The organism is Oceanobacillus alkalisoli, from assembly GCF_022213125.1.
Classification (GTDB): domain Bacteria; phylum Bacillota; class Bacilli; order Bacillales; family Amphibacillaceae; genus Oceanobacillus; species Oceanobacillus alkalisoli.
Window position 1 is genome coordinate 459,969 of sequence record NZ_JAKNRA010000001.1, and the last position, 20,831, is coordinate 480,799.

The window sequence follows — 20,831 nt, forward strand, 5'->3', positions numbered from 1 at the left end:
CGAATGTTTTTGCAAACGGGGTAACATGATTCTCTATCATGTTTGTTTGCACTTTTACAGCCAAGAAAATTACTTTTCTCGGTCTCTGTAAAGTCCAAAATCCCTCTTTACAAAACATTCGGGTTATGCCCAATTAAGGTTACATTCCCTAGCATTTCTTATAAATGTTGTGAAGTTTATATATACCTACTTAAATTCGATTCGTTAACCGATGAATATGCAGCGTTAAATATAATATTTCATCATGCGAAATGGACCAATTATAGTCTTTTTTAATATACGAAGCAATGCGTTCTGCACATTGATATGCTTTATCGTATTTTAATTTAATCTGCTCATATAAGAACTCATCGTATGTGTCTTCCAATTTTTCTTTGCGAATAAAGCGCATGGCAAAAAAGCGCAAGTGTGTCAAAAATCGCTCATAATTGACTGAGTCTTCATCTAAGTCCATTTGAAAATAATATTTAACGATATTTAAGATGTCATTAACCATTTCCGTCACTTGGACGGTCTTTGTCATATTCTCACCAGAAAGCTGACTATTAACAAAGTGTAATGCGATGGAAGCTGCTTCGTCTTCTGGTAATTCTATAGTTAATTCTTGATTAATAATATCCAGTGCTTCTAAAGCTATTTTGTATTCTTCTTTGTAATACTTTCTAATTTCCCATAACAATGCATTTTTCAAGTCGTATCCGAGTTTATGACGTTCCACGGCAAAGCTCAAATGATCAATTAAAGCGACATATAAATAATCATCTAATGAATAGGACAGTTTGGACTTAGCGAGCTCAATAATTTGATGAGCTAATTCCAAATAAATCTCTGGTATTTCTTTTAATAGCTCAGCAATCTTATTGGATACACCTTTATGCTCCAGTATAAAAGTTTTTTCTATCTTTTCCGGATCAATGGAATCGCCTTCCTTTTTCTGAAAAGCCAAGCCCAGTCCCATAACGACGACTTCTTGATTTATTTCATTATAAGTTAACGCTACATTGTTATTTAATATTTTTTTGATTTTCATTTTACCCACACCTGAACGATATTTTATTTTAATTTCTAAGTGTTCATTTGAAATAACTTAGATAGGTTGAATGAATTTCATAATTACCAAAGTCGGCTTTCCCATCACCGTATGTAGTTGGGAACGAACCAACTCAACTACATATGGTGATGGTGATACATTAAATACGTATTATGAAATTCATTAAGGTTAAACAAGAAATCACTTCTTTTGTTTATGCTTCTGGAAAACCGATACATAGTTAAGTGTAGTTATACCCCCCTTTTTGAAAGCCATTTTATTTTTCCTTCAAATTTCTTCATGCATGGATATAGCTTGGCAATAAAAAAACCTGAATCATTTGAAAAAGCACATATAGCGCTCTCAAATCAATTCAGGTTATGCCCAATCAAGGTTACATTCCTTAATAATATATTAACTTATTTAGCTTTGTAATTTTAATTTACCATAACTCCCTCTCAATGTCAACGGTTACATTATTTTGATAATAGGGACAAACTTCTTTTACTCGAAAAAACTCATTTCGAACCAGATGCATAAAAAGAACTCCAGCACCTTCACCGGAGTTCTTTCAACACTATTCCCTACCTCATTCTCTTCCACAAACTATTCGGCGAAATTTCTCTCTTCGAAAACCCACCAATATGGAAAACAAATTCGAAATCGTTATTTTTCAACTCATATTTCTCGAGCACACCCGGCCCACAGCTAGCTGAACCAAGGCCATTTTGCTGGTGATCCAGATTGAATTCGATGAAATCTTGTTCTGCTAAATCTATCGTATGACGGGCATTCTCAAGAATTTCCGTCGTATAGTGGTGCGCGCTGAAGTTGAATAAATCACCTGCTGCTAATAGACCTGCACCAGATTCAGTTGTAAGCGACACCCACTTTACATCGGTACGATTACCGTTTTCTTGTGGGACGACATATGGTGTGAATAGTTCTTTAACCGGTGCAGACCAACGTCCAACACGGTTCGCTAGTTTACTATCCACATAGGACTCACCCGGACCGCGACCATACCAATCGACTTGATCAAATGCTTTTTTCAAGTAAAATTGTAAGCCGATTTTTGGTAGGGTGATCGATCCTTCCCCGAACTTCTTACCATCGACTTTTACAGTCACAATCCCAGTATGTGCAATTTCATACTTAATGGAAGTTTTAAAGCCCCAGTTGAATCCAGGCGGAGAAATTTTCTTAGTCACTGTAATGAGGACAGAATCTTTCTCGGCTGAAAGCTCCGATTTAAAATCAACTAAACGCTGCTGTAGCATGTGGACACCGCTAGCTTCCCACGCTTTTTCTTCACTTCTCGTACTAAATTCTTCCTGATCGATTCGATCGTTATCTGTTGGTGCTCTCCAGAAGTTAATCGCAGGTCCCTTTTCTAGAATTTCTAAGCCATGATACTTCCAAGAATCGATTTCTCCATTCGTCTGATTGAATACGATTTCGAACGCCTCGCCGTTTACAACGTACTGATTCGTTTCCGCAATCGTTTCAGCACGTAACGGGACAGCCACAGATGCACTAACTCGCCCTCGAGCTGATTCTTCCGCTTGCTCGACAGTTACCTGAATCGGGAACTGTTCCCAAGCTACTTCATGCCCGGCTCTCGCCCATCTTGTATCATGCTTTTCTGCTAAACGGATCGTCAACCAGTAATCTGTATTTTCCTTTGCATCAAATGATAGAGATAATTCTACATCCTGATATGTTCCTGGTCCGATGTCCGGAAGATCAATCGTACCAGTGTGCTCCAATTCACCATCCGCGTGAATCGACCAACTTGCAGCTAAATGACTCAAGTCGGCAAAATCATAACGATTATGAATCCGAACCGTTCCTTTTTCTAAATCAATTGCTTCCACTTTCACCGGCTCAATCACTTTCTTATACTCAAGCAGTGCCGGGGACGGCGTGCGGTCAGGCATCACCATTCCATCAATTACAAAGTTCGAGTCATGCGGAATTTCACCAAAATCTCCACCATACGCGAAGTACTCTTTCCCTTCTGGCGTATATTGACGAATTCCATGATCGAGCCACTCCCAGACAAAGCCACCTTGCAGGCGCTTATGTTTATAAAATGTTTCAAAATACTCTTTAAAACCACCCGGATCATTCCCCATCGCATGACCGAATTCGCATAAAATATGCGGCTGTTGTAAATCTGAACGCTTGCCCCATTGCTCCATCAACTCAACTGAACTATACATTGTAGAAAACATATCTGCAGCCACATTCAATTCTTGCGGATCATTCTCCGATTTCGTCATGATAGCACGGGTTTCCCCTTCATAATGGATTAATCTCGTATCATCTCTTTGTTTCGCCCATTTGGACATGGTAACTAAATTCTTGCCGAAACCGGATTCATTTCCTAACGACCAAATAATAATGGATGGATGGTTTTTATCCCGTTCGACCATTCGCTTCATCCGATCCAAGTAAGCAGCTTCCCAATCCGCGTCATCACTTAATTGACTAATATTCCCCACGAGAGAAAAACCATGCGTTTCTAAGTCAGCCTCGTCGATAACGTATAAGCCGTATTCGTTACATAAATCATAAAAACGCGGATCATCGGTATAATGTGCTGTCCGAACAGCGTTAATATTATGCTGTTTCATTAATTCAATATCCTTTCTCATCCAATCAATCGGTACTACCCGTCCTAAATCTGGATGATGTTCATGACGATTCACACCTTTGAATAGAATAGGGACCCCATTCACTTGGATCAGCCCGTCTTTCAATTCCACTTGCCTGAAACCAACTTTTGTCGGAATGATCTCGGTAACCTGATCCTTTTCATCTTTTAATATAAGAAGCAAGTGATATAGATATGGAGTTTCCGCTGTCCATTTCTTCGGGGCTTTTACCGGAATACGCGTCGTTCGTGTATCTTCTTCTTTTTCCAGTACACCTTCTAATTCGTCCCCAGCTATCAATTTATATTCGGCATCCAATAATTGATACTCCACCCGATAAGCCGCTGAATCTTTCATTCGCGAATGAAGTTCAGTCTCAATTTGTAATTCCGCATGTTCATAATTCTCATCCAATGTCGTTTTCACAAAGTAATCATAAACATGGACATCCGGCTTTCTGATTAAATAAACATCCCGGAAGATTCCACTGAGCCACCACATATCCTGGTCTTCAATATAACTTGCAACCGACCACTGATAGACCCGCACGGAAATCGTGTTCTTCCCGGCACGAAGTAGGGAGTCACATCAAATTCGGAAGCTAAGCGGCTACCTGTGCTGTACCCGACAAATTCGCCGTTCACCCAAACATGAAATGCACTATCCACTCCCTCAAAACGCAGGATCGTGAATTCCTCAAGCAACTCTTCTGTTACATAAAAATCTCTTCGATAAGAACCCGTCGGATTTTCAGATGGGATGTGTGGTGGATCTACTGGAAATGGATATCGTACATTTGTATAATGCGGATTGCCATACCCATGCATTTGCCAGTTGGATGGTACTTGTAAATCATCCCACGCACGAACATCGAAATCATCTTTAAAAAATGCAGTAGGAGCTGTCATTGACGTTTCGGCGTAATGGAATTTCCACCGGCCATTTAATAACTGAAAGCCATTTGCAGTCCCTCTTTCATATGTAAGTGCATCTTGCTCATTATTGTATGACATGAAATAAAAGCGATCTTTTAAACGATTCTTTTCTAATACGGATAAATGTTGAAATTCATTTAGATGTGCCATAATTACCTCCAAAAAAGTTTTCTTAAAAGAAAACACTTCAATTTTTAAAATTTACTCTACTGTTCCGATAAAGTATTTAATTCTAAAAGTACAGCCGTATAACCCTACCTTGCATAGATTTCCGCCTTTATCGAAATTCTTTTGTACGTCCGATTCACCAACAATGTCATACAGACAGCAAGTACACTGCCAGTGAATAATGGAATGATCCCAGGTATCCATGCCATAAAGGCTACTATTAACCCTATCGTCAAAATCGTGCTTATAAGCTCAAATGGAGAGTAAACCGCAATCATAAATGCTTGTTTAATATATTGAAAAAACTTCATATTATAATGAACAAAAACAGGAAAGAAAAACAGCAATGTCATTACATATGCAATGATAATAATTATCGTGCCCGGAATTAACAACTGAAAACTACCAGGATTTAAAACTAAGAAGGCTGCATTGAAATATAAACAATATCCAATCACAAAGAAAAACAAGGCAAATCCATTAAGCTTGAAAAAGTCTTTCCGATAATATTCCCAAAATGTTTGAAGTATATTGAAGTCTCTTTCCCCTAAAATTAGCCACTTCCGAGCAATTGCAAACATTGCTGCTGTTGCAGGGAAAACACCAAATATTCCTAATCCAAGAATTGTGAATATAATCCAAAGTATATTAACGAACGCTACATTATAAATCCAATTTCCTATGTGATGCAATTTATTGAATGCCAAATCAATCACTCCTAAAATAAGGCTATACATAGACTGAAGAACTGAATCAGTGTAATAGAATACGAAGAAATAATAGAGAGGGATAATAAGGGGACCATTTATTATGACACCCTTATTATTTAACCATTTATTCTACTTTATTATGTTATATTACGTTGGAGATAAATCAATCGACCTATCATTCTATTGTTTTAGGTTCATACATTATTTATTCCTAGCTTTTACAAATCTTTTTACCCTTTAACTGCTCCCCCTGCTAAACCTTCGATAAAGAATCTTTGTAAGAATAAGAACAATATGGCCATCGGTAACATTGCAAGAATTGCTGCTGCACCTACAAGATGTAAGTTGTTTGTATTCTCTCCAAAGAAACTTGATAATGCAACAGTCATTGTCTTCACTTCATCAGCTTGAAGGAAGAAGATAGCAAACTGATAATCATTCCAAATATATACACATGATATGATTAACACAGTTGCCGTGATTGGTTTAAGTAAAGGAAATACAATTCTAAAAAATATTCCCAATGTGCTTGCACCATCAATCTTAGCTGCTTCCTCCAATTCCTTTGGAATCGTTGAACGAATAAATCCGGAATACAAGAAAATCGTTAGTGGCATAAAGGATGCCACGTTATTTAAAACTGCAACCGTTCTCGTATTCATCATTCCAATATCAACAACTAATTGGTATAAAGGAACCAACGCTGTTAAAGGAGGGATAACCATGATGGCAATGAAAATAGCAAACACAAATTTATTTAGCTTTGTTTGGCGACGAGCTAGTGGATATGCCGCCATGGATCCTAATAAAATTAATAGCACGGCTGCAAAGAAAGTAATGATGGCCGTATTGGTTAAAGCAGTACCTAAGTTGGCTCTTTCCCAGGCCTCAATAAAGTTAGACCAAGCAATATCAACCGGAAATATCCATCTAGAACTGAAATCACCCCTTGGCTTAAGTGCAGTTGTTATAAGCACATAAAATGGAATTAAATGAATGAGCCCGATAGCAAGGGATATTATAGTTAATGTTATTTTCTTGCTTTTATTCGTGTAATCCATTATGCTTCAACCTCCCTGCGTCTTAGGATAAATAATGCTACAAAACTGATGATTAAAATGATGAAGATCATTAAAACACCTTGAGTTGCTGCATAACCGGCGTCTTGTCTCGCGAAATATAGGTCAAACATATACGTTGATAAGGATTGAGAGGCATTACCTGGTCCTCCCCCGGTTAGTGAGATGATGACATCAAATAACTTCAATCCACCAATGATATTTAAAACAATATTAATTGTAATTGATGGTGCTAACAATGGGAGCGTGATGTTTTTGAATTTCTGCCATGGACTTGCCCCATCTATATCTGCCGCTTCATAATAATCCTTTGAAATACTCTGCAGACCGGCTAAATAAATAATCATGGCTACACCAACGAATTGATACGTGTTCACAAACATAATAATATATGGGTTAATATCTGGATTACTTAATAAGTTTGTCGGATCCATTCCTAACCAAATAAGAATATCGTTTAAAGCCCCGCCCTGATATGCGAAGAAGAAATACCAAATATAACCCATGATTAACGGGCTAATTATAACTGGTAAATAGACAATTGTTCGTGTCAACGCCTTAAACTTAATACTTTGGTTGAGAAGCAGTGCGTACCCTAATCCAATAATATTCTGCAATACTGTACTGCCAATACCATATAAAAGCGTGTTTTTTACAACAAGCCACGTATCTGGGTCACTAAACATTCGCTTATATTGATCTAAACCAATATACCTAAACGCTTGTGAGAAGCCATCCCAGTTCGTGAAAGATATTCTCAATCCATTTAAGAATGGATAGATAATAAAGAAGGATACTACAAACAAGGCTGGAAGATACATCCACCATAGAGAACTAATTTTATTGAATTTCACTTTTTTCTTCGCTTGTTCAGCCATCGTTTTCACTCCTATGTACATTAAGAAAGCTTTCTAGATGGAAAGGGAAGATTCTTAGTCTTCCCTTTCATATAAAATAATGATTAGTCTTGTCCCAATAAACGAGTAAACTCTTGCTCCATTTGCTCTGAAACTTGTTCCGGAGTCAATGTTCCAGAAAGCAATTCTTGTCCTGTGTTCCCCAATACATCCCACATGCCACTAGGTAGATAAATTCGATCAAAATATGGTTCTACCATAACATCAGCATAAGTTTCATAGTCTTCTTCATAATAAATATCAACTTCAGCATTTGTTAAACCAGCAGGTAAATTTGTCGCTTCAGCCAAAGTTTTGACATGTTCAGGTTGTGATAGGAATTCAATGAATCTTTTAGCTTCTTCTTTATGCTCAGAGTCTTTCCAAACTGCTACAGTATGGCGTTCTCCCCCAATCCAGCTTGGTTCTCCAGTTTCATGAATGGCAGGCACTGGCATGACCCCTAAATTTACATCAGGATTAAGTTCTAATATACTTTCAGCTGGAAGGGATGCCATAATAAAAGCAATTTTATCTTGCGCAAATAGTTGGCTTCGCTCGTGAACCTGAGCCGTTAAGACATCTGTATTTAACAATTCTTTTTCTTGCATTTCTTTAAGTTTCTCCGGGAGATAAGTATAGTTATCCCAGTCAAATGATTGATCTAATAGTTCATCACCATATTGATTTCCATCTGCTGTAATTAATAATGGTGTTGCAAACTGGTCGAAAAATTGTGCTAATGCACCTTTGTCCGAACCTGCGAACCAAAGAGGCGTTACTTCTCCATCACTTTCCTCTTTAACTGTTTCTAAAGCTTCCATTAATTCATCGAATGTTGATGGTGGTTCAATACCATACTCTTCAAGTAATGCAGCATTATAAGTTAATCCATCCTTTGCTTGGTTTATTGGATAAGCATATACTTTACCATCCTCATCTACTAGAATTTCTTCTAATGCAGGATCTAAATCAGCTACCCAATCCATATCACTTAAATCCTCTGTGTACTCTCCGTAGCGATTTTTAGCCCAGCCATGTGTATCAAAGAGGTCTGGTAAATCATTAGCGGCCATTTTTACTCGAAGCTGGCTTTCAAAATCTCCCGGATAGTTCACCACGATATCAATATCAGGATTCTCTTCCTCAAATTTCTCAATCAAAGAATCCAATGTATCTTTTTCCGTTTCAATTTCCAACGATGCATAATAACTTAATTCCACTTTACCGCTATCTCCACTTCCTCCGCCACAACCTACAACAATGAATGCCATCGCAACTAAAACTAATAATGTTTTAAAAGATTTCATTTGTTTTTCCCCCACTTTAAGTAATCGCTTTCATAACGTGTAATATAAAATAAAATCTAATTATTTAAATGGCTTCCACAACTTTCCCGAATAACAAGTTTACTAGGAACAGTAACCTTTAATGGTATTTTTCTACCTTCAAATCGGTCTAAAAGCATTTTCACAGCAATTCTTCCCATATCCTCTGAAGGAATGCTTATCGTTGTTAAAGGAGGACTTGCAAATTTCGCCATTTCAATATCATCAACACTGACAATCGAAACATCATCCGGAACTTTTACACCAGCCTCTTTTAATGCCCGTATTGCACCAATTGCGAGTGGATCACTAGCTACAACAAATGCCTTAGGAAGGTTTCCTTTCTTTAACGCTACATTCATTAATCGGTATCCCTCAGTCATACTGAATTTACCAATAAATACATTATTTCTATCGTACAGGCCTTCTTGTTTCATTCGACTTTTAAAGGCAAGATACCGCTTATCTTCAAATGTCGTATTACCTTGTTCTGAATAAGTTTCTGGTTCTCCGCCTATATAACCAATTTCTTTGAACCCATTTCGAAATAAGTACTCAATCAGCACATTAGTTGCCTCTGCTAAATCAACAATCACGGAGTCATACTTGGAGTGTTTCGGGCTGTAATCAATATAAACTATATTGTCTTTTGATAGATTCAACTTCGAAACCTCTTCTTCATCTACTTTTCCAACAATAATAAGTCCGTCTAAATCATTATCGTTAGTTTTTCTTGGATTAAAATTCTCGTATCGAATTAACTCAACATTATTTAAACCCCGACGATTACATTCACTTTCAATGCCAAGTCGAATGGAGTGAAAGTAGGGATCGTTCAATTCTTCTTCCATTGAATGAAAAAGCAAGATTGCAACGCTTGGCACTTTATTTTTTGACTTCTGTTTCTTTCTGCGTGCTTGGATTGTTTGGTAATTAAGTTCTTTTGCAGTTTGTAATATCCTTTTTCTCGTTTCCTCTGATACAGAAATCGTTTCATCATTGTTCAATACTCTTGATACAGTGGAAGATGAAACCTCTGCAAGAGCAGCAATATCTTTTAATCTTACCATTTTAATCCAACCTCTTTATTTTACTAATTTTTAGCAAACGTTTACTATTTATATTTTATAATATCAGAATATATTACTGAATACAACGAGTTTTTCTAAAATAATCAATATTTTTTACTATGATTGCTACAAAAAACCGATTCTATTTTAGTAAAAGTTTACTACAAGGTTTGAAAATTGATAGAAAAAAAGAGTAGCCTACTTAATTATTTACTAAATAAAATATTCATTTTCCGTACCATTATCATCACTGAATAAAATAATTGATTTGTTTGTGATTAAATCAACTTTCAGCTCACAGAATGTGCCTTCTTTTTCCCAATTCAGATGAACTTTGTCCCTTCCCGATTCAATAGAATTAAACTGGCCGTCTAATGCAGGATGATTATTTCTAAATTTAATCAGATTTATTAATCGTTGAACGACATTCTTTTTGAGTGATTCATCAACCTCTTCCATTGTATAGTTATTTCGATTTATTTCTCTCCATCCCCAGTTTTCTCTACACCGCCCATATCATTTTCACCAGCAAGTAGTCCAACGTAATATACCTGCGGGATGCCAGGAACGAAAAATTGAATTGCACGAGCTGCCAAATAGGCATCATCATCATTTCCTAAAACAGAATAGTAGGTACAACGAATCTGATGGACATCAAAACCGTCCTCGTCTTTATGATCATCAGATAAAACAAAACTTAAATTCGCCCCCTGATCCACACAATATTGTACTAATTGTCTTGCCTCGTTTGGGTTGATTAAATCATCCATGTCCGGCTTAACTGGAATTCCATCATGACAATCCAGCATCGTAAATTGTTTTTCCGGACGACCTTACAAATAGCTGTAAAGCGCTTCACTCGATTGATTCACAAGAGTATTTAAAATGGTGTACGGAAGAATAAAATCATAGATCCAAAAACCACGATCTGCGAGTTTGTATTGAATAGTGTAATGAGAATGAACCTCTGGTAATAATTCAATTTCAAAAGACTCCGCTGAAGCTTTCATCCAATCCAAAAACTCATATATTTCTGGTTCTACGAAAAAACTACTCGTACCAAGCTTTTTAATTACAAAGCCCACTGCATCAAGCCGAACGATTTTCACATTATTTTCACTAAAATTATGAAAAATACGCTTAAACAAACTTCGAACATCCTCAGAATGAACATCAAAATCAATTTGTTCAGACGGATCTGTTTTCCCAAACGTTGTCCAAACGCTTTCTTGTTCACCTGTTTCCTCTATTTTGAATTTCGAATATGGTTTTTCTCTTCGAAGGAACAATTTAGCGATATCTTCTTGTTTAGATAAAGCCAGATTTTATCTAGGATAATAAAAAGATTCGCGTATTTGGACTGACGACCTCTCTTAAGAAAGTCCTGGAAGTATTCTGATTGCTGTGAGATATGATTCACCATCAAATCTACTAATACATCAAAGTTCTTCCCAATTTGTTTCATGTCGTTCCAAGTTCCAAACTTATTATCAATTTCGAAATAAGTTAATGGCGCAAATCCGCGGTCACCTGAAGACGGGAATGGTGGCAAAATATGAACACCACCAGCAAATAAATCAGATAATTTACTTTCCAGCAGATCATTTAGCGTTTTTAAATTTCCTCCAAGCGAATCCGGATAGGTGATTAACTGTACTTATTTTTCAGTGTCTCCATTTTCTCCTCCTGTTAGAAATACATATCTTTAAAATTCTCGAGTTCTGGTAATTCAACAACAGCCCCAGTAAACTTTAATTTGTACGCACTAACGGCAAAGCCAAATTGTAAAGCCTTTTTCACTGTATACCCCTTAATTAATGCTGCATAGAACCCTGACCAAAAAGCGTCACCTGCACCTGTAGTATCTACAATCTTTGTTGCTAAGCTATTGAATGTGATTGTTTCATCTCCATTTGAAGCAATGGCTCCATCCTCACCAAGAGTCATGACGACTAATTTAGCACCCAAATCTAAGATCTTTTTTAAATGATTGTCAACGGTATCTTTGCCAAATAATCGATTAGCATCATCCATGGATGGCTTTACAATATCGACTTTGGAAATAATGTATTCTAGATAATCGATATGATTCTCATCATTTTTCCACAACTTCGGATGATAATTTGGATCAAGTCCAATTAATAGGTGATTCGCTTCCGCAACCTCGATACACTTTTCAATTGTTTCTTTTGCGGGATCCATTGATAGGGGCCAATAAGAAAAGTGTAAGATATTTGAATCTTTTATTCCACGAGCAAGCTGATCGCTGAATTTCAAATGATAATCTGCATCTCGATAAAAAATTGGTGTTGGCGTGTATTTACTTTTCGTAATCAAACCATACCCGTCGCATAATCAACCTGTTGAATGAACGATAGATCGATATTCGCTTGTCGTACATAATTAACAAGGTAATCACCGAGACCATCATTCCCAACAGCAGATGCAACAGTAGAGTTAATTCCTAAGCGTTTCGTATTGATAGCGATATTAGAAGGAGATCCACCAAAGAACCTCCGGTATGTATCCCCTTCAAAACGGTCACCATAGTCTGTGGAGATCATATCAATCAAAATTTCTCCAACTGTTAATAGATTATTTTTCTTCTGTTGAAAATCAATTTTCTTATCAAAATTAATCATAGCCTCAACTTTTTTTCGTTTCATTTGAGATGGTTTGACGCCATGAGAAGTATACCTTAGATAACTCCTCATGATATTTTTTATTTAAATTCTGGTAACCAATCGCCGTGCGCTTCAATCAGATCATCACAAAGCGAGATAATATCATCCATAGATAGCTCTGCTGAAGTATGCGGATCAAGCATCGCAGCATGATAGATGTGCTCTTTTTTACCAGTGATTGCTGCTTCAATCGTTAATAGTTGCGTATTGATGTTCGTTCTGTCAAGAGCAGCCAATTGTTCCGGAAGACGTCCTACATGTGTTGGGACAATCCCAGTTGCATCTGCAATACATGGTACTTCAACAACAGCGTTAGATGGTAGGTTTTCAATTACTTGCCCAGAATTCAGGACATTTCCACCAAATTTAAATGGCGTATTTGTTTCCATCGCTTCGATGATATAGGAACCATATTCATGCGTACGCGTGTGCGTTAACTCTTGGTTATGTACGATATCATCCCGCATCTTTTTCCAGTCTTCAATCTGATTGACACATCGTCTTGGGTATTCGTCTAATGGGATGTTAAATCTCTCAATCAATTCAGGATACTGACTCTTAATGAAATATGGATGATACTCAGCATTATGCTCCGAAGACTCTGTTAGATAGTAACCGAATTTATCCATGATTTCGAAGCGAACCATATCATCATGGTTTGTCTTTTGTTTTTCTTTTGCACGTTTTTTAATTTCTGGATATAGATCCTCGCCGTTACGAGTAATCTCCAATAACCAGGCGACATGATTAATCCCGGCAATATGGTATTGAATATTATCAGTCGGCATATCCAGCGACTCTAATAATTCTGGTGCACACACCTGAACACTGTGACAAAGCCCCACTGTTTTAATATTAGTAAATCTAGTCATAATCCCAGTTAACGTAGCCATTGGGTTTGTATAGTTCAAGAACCAAGCATCTGGACAAACTTCCTCCATATCTTTAGCAAAGTCCAACAATACCGGTATCGTACGTAAGCTTCTAAAAATACCGCCTATCCCTATCGTGTCGGCAATCGTCTGGCGTAAACCATATTTTTTCGGAATTTCAAAATCCACAATCGTTCCTGGATCATAACCAGCAACTTGAATAGCGTTAATGACATATTTCGCTCCACGTAAAGCCTCTTTCCGATCTGTATAAGAAACAATTTTCACCGTGGAACCAAGGTTTTTCTTTATATTATTTAACATGAGCTCTGAATCTTTAAGTCGCTCATCGTCGATATCAAATAAAGCAAATTCGAAGTCTTGCAATGCGTCGACCGTCATGCAATCTCCTAGAACATTTTTAGCAAAAACTGTACTTCCTGCACCTAAAAAAGTAATCTTGGACATATTGTGCACTCCTTTATATTGTTATTTCTGTTTTTTATTGCTACAATCCAAATAATTCAAAAAATAATATATGCGCATGATTAAAGCATATTACAACGCTTTCATAGTTTCAATGGTAAAATAAATTGAAAGGAAGGTAAAATATTGCTCAACAAAACATTTAAATCTCCGTATCAAACCTATGGATTTCAATTTAAAGGCGAACAGCAAGAAAGTGTAGCTGGGATATATTCACTCGGTTGGGAAAAGAAATTAAAACAGTCTGAATATGATTGGGATGGAATGAAGCGAAAGGAAATAGGAAAAGTTATCTTTCAATATACATTAAACGGAAGAGGACAAATTGATATTGCCGGAAAGACTTACGAGTTGAATTCAGGTGATGCTTTTTTAGTCAATCTACCTAGTGAACATCGTTATTATTTACCCGAGGACAGTGAAGGATGGGAATTCATTTTCATAACCTTATATGGGAAAGAGGCATTAAAGTGCTATGAAATAATTAAAGAAGCTGTGGGGCATATTATTCATCTTGATTCGAGTTCTCGACCTGTTACTCATGTTTTCAACGTATTAGAAAAAGCAGCTTCGAGTAATTTACAGGATGCTTATCAGTCATCTGAGCAATCCTATTCTTTTATAATGAAGCTTACACGCCATGTACTGAATTCAGATAACGAGTCATGGCCTAAATCCGTACAAAAAGCCATTTTATTCATCCGACAACATTACAATAAACCGATTAGTCTTGAAGACATTGTTAAAGTTACCGGCATGTCCAAATACCATTTCACGAGACTTTTTCAGACTTCAACGCAAATTACACCCATGAAATATGTTACCAAAATCAGGATGGAGGAAGCAATAAAACTATTAAAAAACCAAAATCTCACGATTGATGAAATTGCATACGAAGTTGGTTATGCAAATGGCAATTATTTTAATAAAGTCTTTCGCTCATTTTTCGGGGTGTCTCCTGGGAAATACCGTAATGGGGAAACCTTTTTGCAATTCGATCATATTGTAACTGATTGAAATGAATAAATCTCAAAAGGAACCCTCTTATGCAAGGTGTTTGAATGAGAGGGTTCCTTTATAACATAAAAAAGATTTAAATTAAACTGAATATTACCTATAGTTATAAAATTAAAATATTTCACTTTTCTCTTCTCCACGTTCAGTTTAATGAATCTGTAAATCGTTTAAATGCCGCGAGCCCTTCCACAGTCTGCTTAAATACCCCCGCGTCTTCTAGCACCCGAGCAAACTTATCTCCCAATTCCTTCTGAATCAATTCCGTTGCAACCTCTCGTTCCGATTGTGGACCATGCTTTTCCTTTATTTCATTTGCCCACTCTTGGTGATAATCAGCAACCTGATTTCCTTTCCCAAGAAGGAATTCTATTACCTCCTCTAATTCATCTTTCAATCTTGCCGGTAACACGGCTAGTCCCATCACCTCTATCAATCCGATATTCTCTTTTTTAATGTGATGCACATCTTCGTGCGGGTGGAAGACCCCTAATGGATGTTCCTCTGACGTTCGATTGTTCCTTAGCGCCAAATCCAATTCGTATACTCCATCACGTATGCGAGCAATCGGTGTTATCGTATTATGTGGTGTATCATCCGTAAGTGCATGGATGTCCACCTCTTCATCATGATAAACCTGCCATTTTTGAAAAATACAATCTGCTGCTTCTACTAATTCCGTCTTATCCTTGCTTTGCAAACGAATAATAGATACTGGCCATTTAAGTGCTTGAGCACTCACTTCTTTAAAACGTTCTATACCGAATGTAAATGCACTTTTTGCACGGTCAATAGCGAATTCATATCTTCCTGCTTGATAATGATCATGACTTAATATCGAACCGCCGACAATCGGTAGGTCAGCATTCGAACCAATGAAATAATGCGGGAATTTATCCGTGAACGCAATTAAACGTTCGAAAGTTTGTTTACTAATTTTCATATCTCGATGTTCTTCAGCTAAAAGAATGCTATGTTCGTTGTAATAGACATATGGTGAATATTGCAAGTACCAGTTTTCCTCAAAAAGGGGAACTTTAATGATCCGATGGTTTGCACGTGCAGGATGCCCGGTTCTTCCTGTATATCCTTCATTTTCTACACATAGCAGGCATTTTGGATAATGGATATTCGTTTTTATTTCTCTTTCCCGCTTGATCTGCTCCGGATCTTTTTCTGGTTTGGATAAATTAATTGTAATATCAAACTCACCATAAGCTGATTCTGTCTTATAATGAATGTTTTTCTTGATTCGATTTGTTTGGATATAGTTACTATTTTGGCTTAAACGATAGAAATATTCCGTTGCTGCTTCCGGCGACTGTTTATATTTTTCATAAAAAATTTCGTTAACTGTCGAGGGACGAGCAACAAAACAATTCATTATATTTGCAGCTAACATTTCTTTATCATCAAATACATCTTCAATGATATTTTCACAAATTGCGTAGGCTACCAATTTATCCAATATGTTCGGTATGGAATCCTCTGTAGCTTCTCCCACCCTTTCCGGGTAAGACTTAAGGTGCAGATGGTTCAAAACCTGGTTACGTACATAAATTTCATCTTCATCTGCAATTAGACGAGCTTGGAGAGCTTGTTCGATTAATCCTGCAATATCTTGATAAATTGTCATACAATGGCTCACTCTCCTTTATATCCATTCGGATGGGATACGTGCCAATTCCAAGCATCCGTTAAAATCTGTTGCACGGATGTGCGTAATGGATTCCAGCCAAGTACTTCCTTTGCCTTAGCTGAACTAGCAATTAATGTACTTGGATCACCAAATCTACGTTTCCCCATTTCAACTACTATTTCTTTTTTCGTTACTTCTTTTGCTGTATCAATCATTTCTTTCACTGAAAACCCTTGACCACTTCCTAAGTTGAATATTTCGCTATCCCCACCTTGATGTAAATAATTAAGAGCCAAAAGGTGAGCGTCTATTAAATCTTCCACATGGATGTAATCGCGGATACAAGTCCCATCTGGCGTGTCGTAATCATCACCGAAAATAGTAATGGATGGACGTTGACCTATTGCGGCTTGTAAAATGATTGGTATTAAATGTGTCTCCGGATGATGGTCTTCACCAATTTCGCCAGTCTCGCTTGCACCACCCACATTAAAATAACGAAGAGATACATAACGAATTCCATGGGCCTTCTCCACCCATCCCATCATTTTTTCCATCGTTAATTTCGTTTCGCCATACGTATTCGTCGGAATGGTTGGCATAACTTCTGTAATTGGTACAGCTTCTGGTTCACCGTATGTTGCCGCTGTCGATGAAAAGACAATTTTATCAACGTTGAATTCAACCATCACTTGTAGTAATACTTGTGTTCCATGCACATTATTATCAAAGTATTTTAATGGGTCTTGCATCGATTCACCAACAAGGGAATTAGCAGCGAAATGTATAACGGAATCAATATCTTCTTTTTCAAAAACCTGACGTAAAAAGTCTATATTGCGAATGTCACCTTCGTGGAAAGATGCCTTTGGATGAACCGCATTCCGATGTCCTGTTTCCAAATTATCGACAACGACTACTTTTTTATTTTGATCGATTAGTTGGTAGACAGCGTGAGACCCAATGTATCCCGCTCCACCTAACACTAAAATACTCATCTTACCTTTCTCCCTTCTAACTCTTTCGCTCCGTCTCCGATGGTAGCTATATAGAATGTAGCATCGTAACCAACTTTATCGCTGTATGCGTTGTTCACCTTATTTTTGAATTGATCAATCTTATCTTTCTCTACAATTGCGATAGCACAACCACCAAACCCTGCACCGGTCATGCGTGCTCCTAGTACACCAGGCTGTTCCCAAGCTGCGTGAACAATGGCATCTAGCTCTGCCCCAGTTACTTCATAGTCGTATTGCAATGATTCATGGGATTCGTTCATCAGTTTACCGAATGCTTCCAGATTATTATTGCTTAACGCTTCTAGCGCTTCCAACGTGCGTGTATTTTCATAAACAGCGTGTTTCGCACGCTTTCGATGTGTTTCATCTCTAATCAAATGTTGATGCTTATCATATTCTTCTTTTGATAATTGACCAAGACTTTTAATGTCAAGTTCCTTTTGTAAATCTTTTAGTGCGGCCTCACACTCGGAGCGTCTTTCATTGTATTTTGAGGCTGCCAATTCTCTTCTTTTATTCGTGTTAATAATGATAATTCTATAATTGTTCAATTCTAATGGTGCATATTGATAATCGAGGGTATCACAATTTAACAGAATTGCATGATTTTCTTTCCCCATACCGATAGCAAATTGATCCATAATCCCGCTATTAACACCAATATATTCATTTTCTACCTGTTGACCGATTTTCACCATTTCCACACGGTCTAACTCCAAATCGAAAATCCTTTCCAATGCTACACCAGTCGCAAGCTCGATTGAAGCAGATGATGAGAGCCCTGCAGCATTGGGGATATTGCCATAATAAAGAATATCGATTCCATGGTCGATAGCATAACCCTTATTTATAATATATTGAATCATCCCTTTCGGATAATTCGCCCAGTCATCCTCTTCTTCGTAAGCTAAATTTGATAGGTATTTTTCTATGATGCCGTTTTCAGGGAAATTCATAGAATAAAAACGTACCTTCTGGTCATTCCGTTTTTTAGCTACGACATACGTGCCATAGGATATGGATGCAGGAAATACATGCCCCCCATTATAGTCCGTATGCTCTCCTATTAAATTAATTCTTCCCGGTGAGAAAAAGCTATGACTCGGACTATTGCCTTTATACTTTTTTCTGAACTCTGCATGCAAATCACTTAAGGTTACCATGTTAGCCTCCTATCATTACATTAATTAATTTAATTAACTAAGTTAAGTGTACATTTTATCTATAGCAATTTCAATAGATTAAAAACAATTCTTTATTTAGTTTTGTAAATAGCCGAAGCCCCCTATATTATGACTTCGGAATTTGACTGGAAAATAACTCAACTAATAATAAAGAAACAGCCCCCAATAAGGTAGCATCATCCCCGAGATTCGTAATAACGACCTCTGTTTCTTTTGCTTCCCTTGTTAAAGCTCGTTCTCTTATTGTTTTCCGTAGTGGATCCAACAAAAACTCCCAAGCTTTTGTCACTCCTCCACCTATAACAATCCGCTCCGGATTAATGACATGAATTAGATTTGTCAAACCAATGCCAATAATTGTGCTGACCTCTTTAAAAACATGGATAGAAGCCTTTTCCCCAGCAAGCGCCGATTCGTATACTTCCTCGCCACTTTCTTTATTAGCTTTCTGCGCGATTGCCCATCCTGTGGCGAATGATTGTAAACACCCCCTGTTCCCACATTGACAAACAGGACCATTCATATCAACCGTCATATGACCGATTTCGCCAGCAATATTTTGCGCCCCATGGTAGAGGTTACCATCAATAACAATTCCCCCACCAACACCATTGCCAATATTCACAGCAAGTAGGCTTCTCACTTCACCATGGTCACCGAACCATGCTTCACCGAGGGCCATAGCACGTGCATCATTTTCCACCTTAACGATGTAGCCAAATTCCTTTTCCAATTCAGCTTTAATTGGTATATTATGTAACCGTAAATTGGGTGCAACCAGAGAAACACCTGTATCAACGCTAACCACACCGTGCATCGCTACACCAATCCCGATAACCTTATCTTTCTGGGAGGATTGTTCTAATACACTTTGTATATCTTTCTTTAACAGATTTAAAAATTGTTTATTTGTAATATTAGAGTCAATTACACTCTCCGTTCGACATAAAATGTCCCCCGCTAAATTAGTTAGAATACAATGATTCGTACTTGGTCCAGCATCGACTCCAATAACGTAAAATGCATCTTGATTAATACGAAGTAATGTCGGCTTTCTCCCTCCTTGTGAAACACCAAGTGCTTTCTCTACTACAACATCTTCTTGAATCAATTCCTTTACTATACTGCTCACTGTTGGCGGAGTAATGGAGGTTTCCTTAGCAATTTGTGCTCTTGATATTGGCCCATCTATACGAATTTTATTTAAAACGATGGATTTATTTACTGATTTCATTAATTGAAAAGTACCACGTTGTTTCATTATATTTACTCCCACTTAGAATTTTCTTATATTATAGCACGTTTAATTAATAGTAAGAAATGAACTATAATATGCTGTCAATCTGAATGTATTTACTTTGGTGAGTGCGAAGCCATTGCACATTCACTTAATTATAGGTATCCACTTCAACAAATTCCATCACCCCAAAATTACCCCACATTCTAATTTCCATTTATTTACTTAATCTGTTATACTTAAGCTCGTGTCTTGCCGGCACTCTACTATTAACTCCCCCCACTATTTATTGGTTGAACATCAATAGATAGCGGTTGAGAGAGCCGGCAGGACACTTTTTATTTATAACCCAAAAAAGGAAGAGCCACAGCTAAATGCTGTAACCCTTCCTTCTATATTTATTATAGTCGTTATTCCTGAACCTCTTCCAATGTCAATACAGGATAAATTCCATCTTCATCATGCGTCTCTGTACCGACAAGCGGCGGATTGAATACGCAAACCATGCGCATATCCGTTTTTGTTCGAACTTCATGTTTATCATTTTCATTCAGTACGTAAATGGTACCTGGTTTCAGCTGCCATACTTTACCGGTTTCGATCTGCTCGATTTCTCCTTCGCCTTCTATGACATAGACAGCTTCGATATGGTTTTTATACCAGAAATAGTTTTTCGTACCGCCTTTAATTACCGTATCATTCACACTGAATCCTAATCTATCATGTGCGGAAACGAATCTGCGGCTTCTCCAATTCCCATCTGCTACGTCGTCTTTCGTGCCTACAATATCTTCAAGTGATTTTACAATCATGTTTACCT

At 37.4% G+C, this 20,831-nt stretch carries 16 protein-coding genes and 2 pseudogenes; 1 reads left to right on the forward strand and 17 read right to left on the reverse strand.

Features of this window, described 5'->3' with window-relative positions:
* Nucleotides 1-190 precede the first annotated feature (190 nt).
* The 12 genes and pseudogenes from licT to L3V42_RS02145 form a co-directional block, all read right to left on the reverse strand.
* Nucleotides 191-1,030 carry a BglG family transcription antiterminator LicT gene (licT, locus tag L3V42_RS02100; protein WP_235762009.1) on the reverse strand — a complete coding sequence of 280 codons (840 nt, stop codon included), beginning with the start codon at nucleotides 1,028-1,030 and terminating at the stop codon, nucleotides 191-193.
* Between the two features lie 584 nt (nucleotides 1,031-1,614).
* A complete protein-coding gene (locus tag L3V42_RS02105; RefSeq protein ID WP_369412831.1) occupies nucleotides 1,615-4,191 on the reverse strand; it encodes a glycoside hydrolase family 2 TIM barrel-domain containing protein in 2,577 nt (858 codons plus the stop codon).
* Nucleotides 4,192-4,200: 9 nt separating this feature from the next.
* A pseudogene (locus L3V42_RS18445) lies at nucleotides 4,201-4,775 on the reverse strand (sugar-binding domain-containing protein); the annotation flags it as partial.
* A gap of 104 nt (nucleotides 4,776-4,879) precedes the next feature.
* Nucleotides 4,880-5,500 carry a YesL family protein gene (locus L3V42_RS02110; RefSeq protein ID WP_238471148.1) on the reverse strand — a complete coding sequence of 207 codons (621 nt, stop codon included), beginning with the start codon at nucleotides 5,498-5,500 and terminating at the stop codon, nucleotides 4,880-4,882.
* A gap of 233 nt (nucleotides 5,501-5,733) precedes the next feature.
* The gene (locus L3V42_RS02115; protein ID WP_238471149.1) at nucleotides 5,734-6,564 is read right to left on the reverse strand and encodes a carbohydrate ABC transporter permease; all 831 of its coding nucleotides are present in this window, start codon (nucleotides 6,562-6,564) and stop codon (nucleotides 5,734-5,736) included.
* Nucleotides 6,564-7,460, reverse strand: a complete 897-nt coding sequence (locus L3V42_RS02120) for a carbohydrate ABC transporter permease (RefSeq protein ID WP_238471150.1) — start codon at nucleotides 7,458-7,460, stop codon at nucleotides 6,564-6,566. Before L3V42_RS02120 ends, L3V42_RS02115 begins: the two co-directional genes overlap by 1 nt.
* Nucleotides 7,461-7,543: 83 nt before the next feature.
* A complete protein-coding gene (locus L3V42_RS02125) occupies nucleotides 7,544-8,788 on the reverse strand; it encodes an ABC transporter substrate-binding protein (RefSeq protein ID WP_238471151.1) in 1,245 nt (414 codons plus the stop codon).
* Nucleotides 8,789-8,844: 56 nt separating this feature from the next.
* Nucleotides 8,845-9,876 (reverse strand): LacI family DNA-binding transcriptional regulator, encoded by a 1,032-nt coding sequence (locus L3V42_RS02130; protein WP_238471152.1) that lies wholly within the window; start codon nucleotides 9,874-9,876, stop codon nucleotides 8,845-8,847.
* A gap of 213 nt (nucleotides 9,877-10,089) precedes the next feature.
* Nucleotides 10,090-11,524, reverse strand: a pseudogene (gtfA, locus tag L3V42_RS02135) (sucrose phosphorylase).
* 41 nt (nucleotides 11,525-11,565) lie between these two features.
* Complete coding sequence (locus tag L3V42_RS02140; protein ID WP_369412812.1) at nucleotides 11,566-12,213, reverse strand: carbohydrate kinase family protein; 648 nt, start codon at nucleotides 12,211-12,213, stop codon at nucleotides 11,566-11,568.
* On the reverse strand, nucleotides 12,210-12,542 hold the full coding sequence (locus tag L3V42_RS18450) for a carbohydrate kinase family protein (RefSeq protein ID WP_369412813.1): 333 nt from the start codon (nucleotides 12,540-12,542) through the stop codon (nucleotides 12,210-12,212). Before L3V42_RS18450 ends, L3V42_RS02140 begins: the two co-directional genes overlap by 4 nt.
* A 56-nt stretch (nucleotides 12,543-12,598) precedes the next feature.
* Nucleotides 12,599-13,900, reverse strand: coding sequence for an alpha-glucosidase/alpha-galactosidase (locus tag L3V42_RS02145; protein WP_238471153.1), 1,302 nt, complete (start codon nucleotides 13,898-13,900; stop codon nucleotides 12,599-12,601).
* A 144-nt stretch (nucleotides 13,901-14,044) separates the two neighbouring features.
* On the opposite strand from L3V42_RS02145, the gene L3V42_RS02150 reads away from it, so the two are divergent.
* Complete coding sequence (locus L3V42_RS02150) at nucleotides 14,045-14,935, forward strand: AraC family transcriptional regulator (RefSeq protein ID WP_238471154.1); 891 nt, start codon at nucleotides 14,045-14,047, stop codon at nucleotides 14,933-14,935.
* 142 nt (nucleotides 14,936-15,077) lie between these two features.
* On the opposite strand, the gene galT is transcribed toward L3V42_RS02150, so the two are convergent.
* The 5 genes from galT to L3V42_RS02175 all read right to left on the reverse strand — a co-directional run bounded on the left by galT (nucleotide 15,078) and on the right by L3V42_RS02175 (nucleotide 20,823).
* Nucleotides 15,078-16,568: a UDP-glucose--hexose-1-phosphate uridylyltransferase gene (galT, locus tag L3V42_RS02155; RefSeq protein WP_238471155.1), complete on the reverse strand. Its 1,491-nt coding sequence runs from the start codon at nucleotides 16,566-16,568 to the stop codon at nucleotides 15,078-15,080.
* 8 nt (nucleotides 16,569-16,576) lie between these two features.
* Entirely contained in the window at nucleotides 16,577-17,569 is a 993-nt protein-coding gene (galE, locus tag L3V42_RS02160; RefSeq protein WP_238471156.1) for a UDP-glucose 4-epimerase GalE, read from the reverse strand.
* On the reverse strand, nucleotides 17,566-18,753 hold the full coding sequence (locus L3V42_RS02165) for a galactokinase (RefSeq protein WP_238471157.1): 1,188 nt from the start codon (nucleotides 18,751-18,753) through the stop codon (nucleotides 17,566-17,568). Before L3V42_RS02165 ends, galE begins: the two co-directional genes overlap by 4 nt.
* Nucleotides 18,754-18,880: 127 nt before the next feature.
* Nucleotides 18,881-20,035, reverse strand: coding sequence for an ROK family transcriptional regulator (locus tag L3V42_RS02170; RefSeq protein WP_238471158.1), 1,155 nt, complete (start codon nucleotides 20,033-20,035; stop codon nucleotides 18,881-18,883).
* A gap of 386 nt (nucleotides 20,036-20,421) precedes the next feature.
* Nucleotides 20,422-20,823 carry an ectoine synthase gene (locus L3V42_RS02175; RefSeq protein ID WP_235762003.1) on the reverse strand — a complete coding sequence of 134 codons (402 nt, stop codon included), beginning with the start codon at nucleotides 20,821-20,823 and terminating at the stop codon, nucleotides 20,422-20,424.
* Between the last annotated feature and the right edge of the window lie 8 nt (nucleotides 20,824-20,831).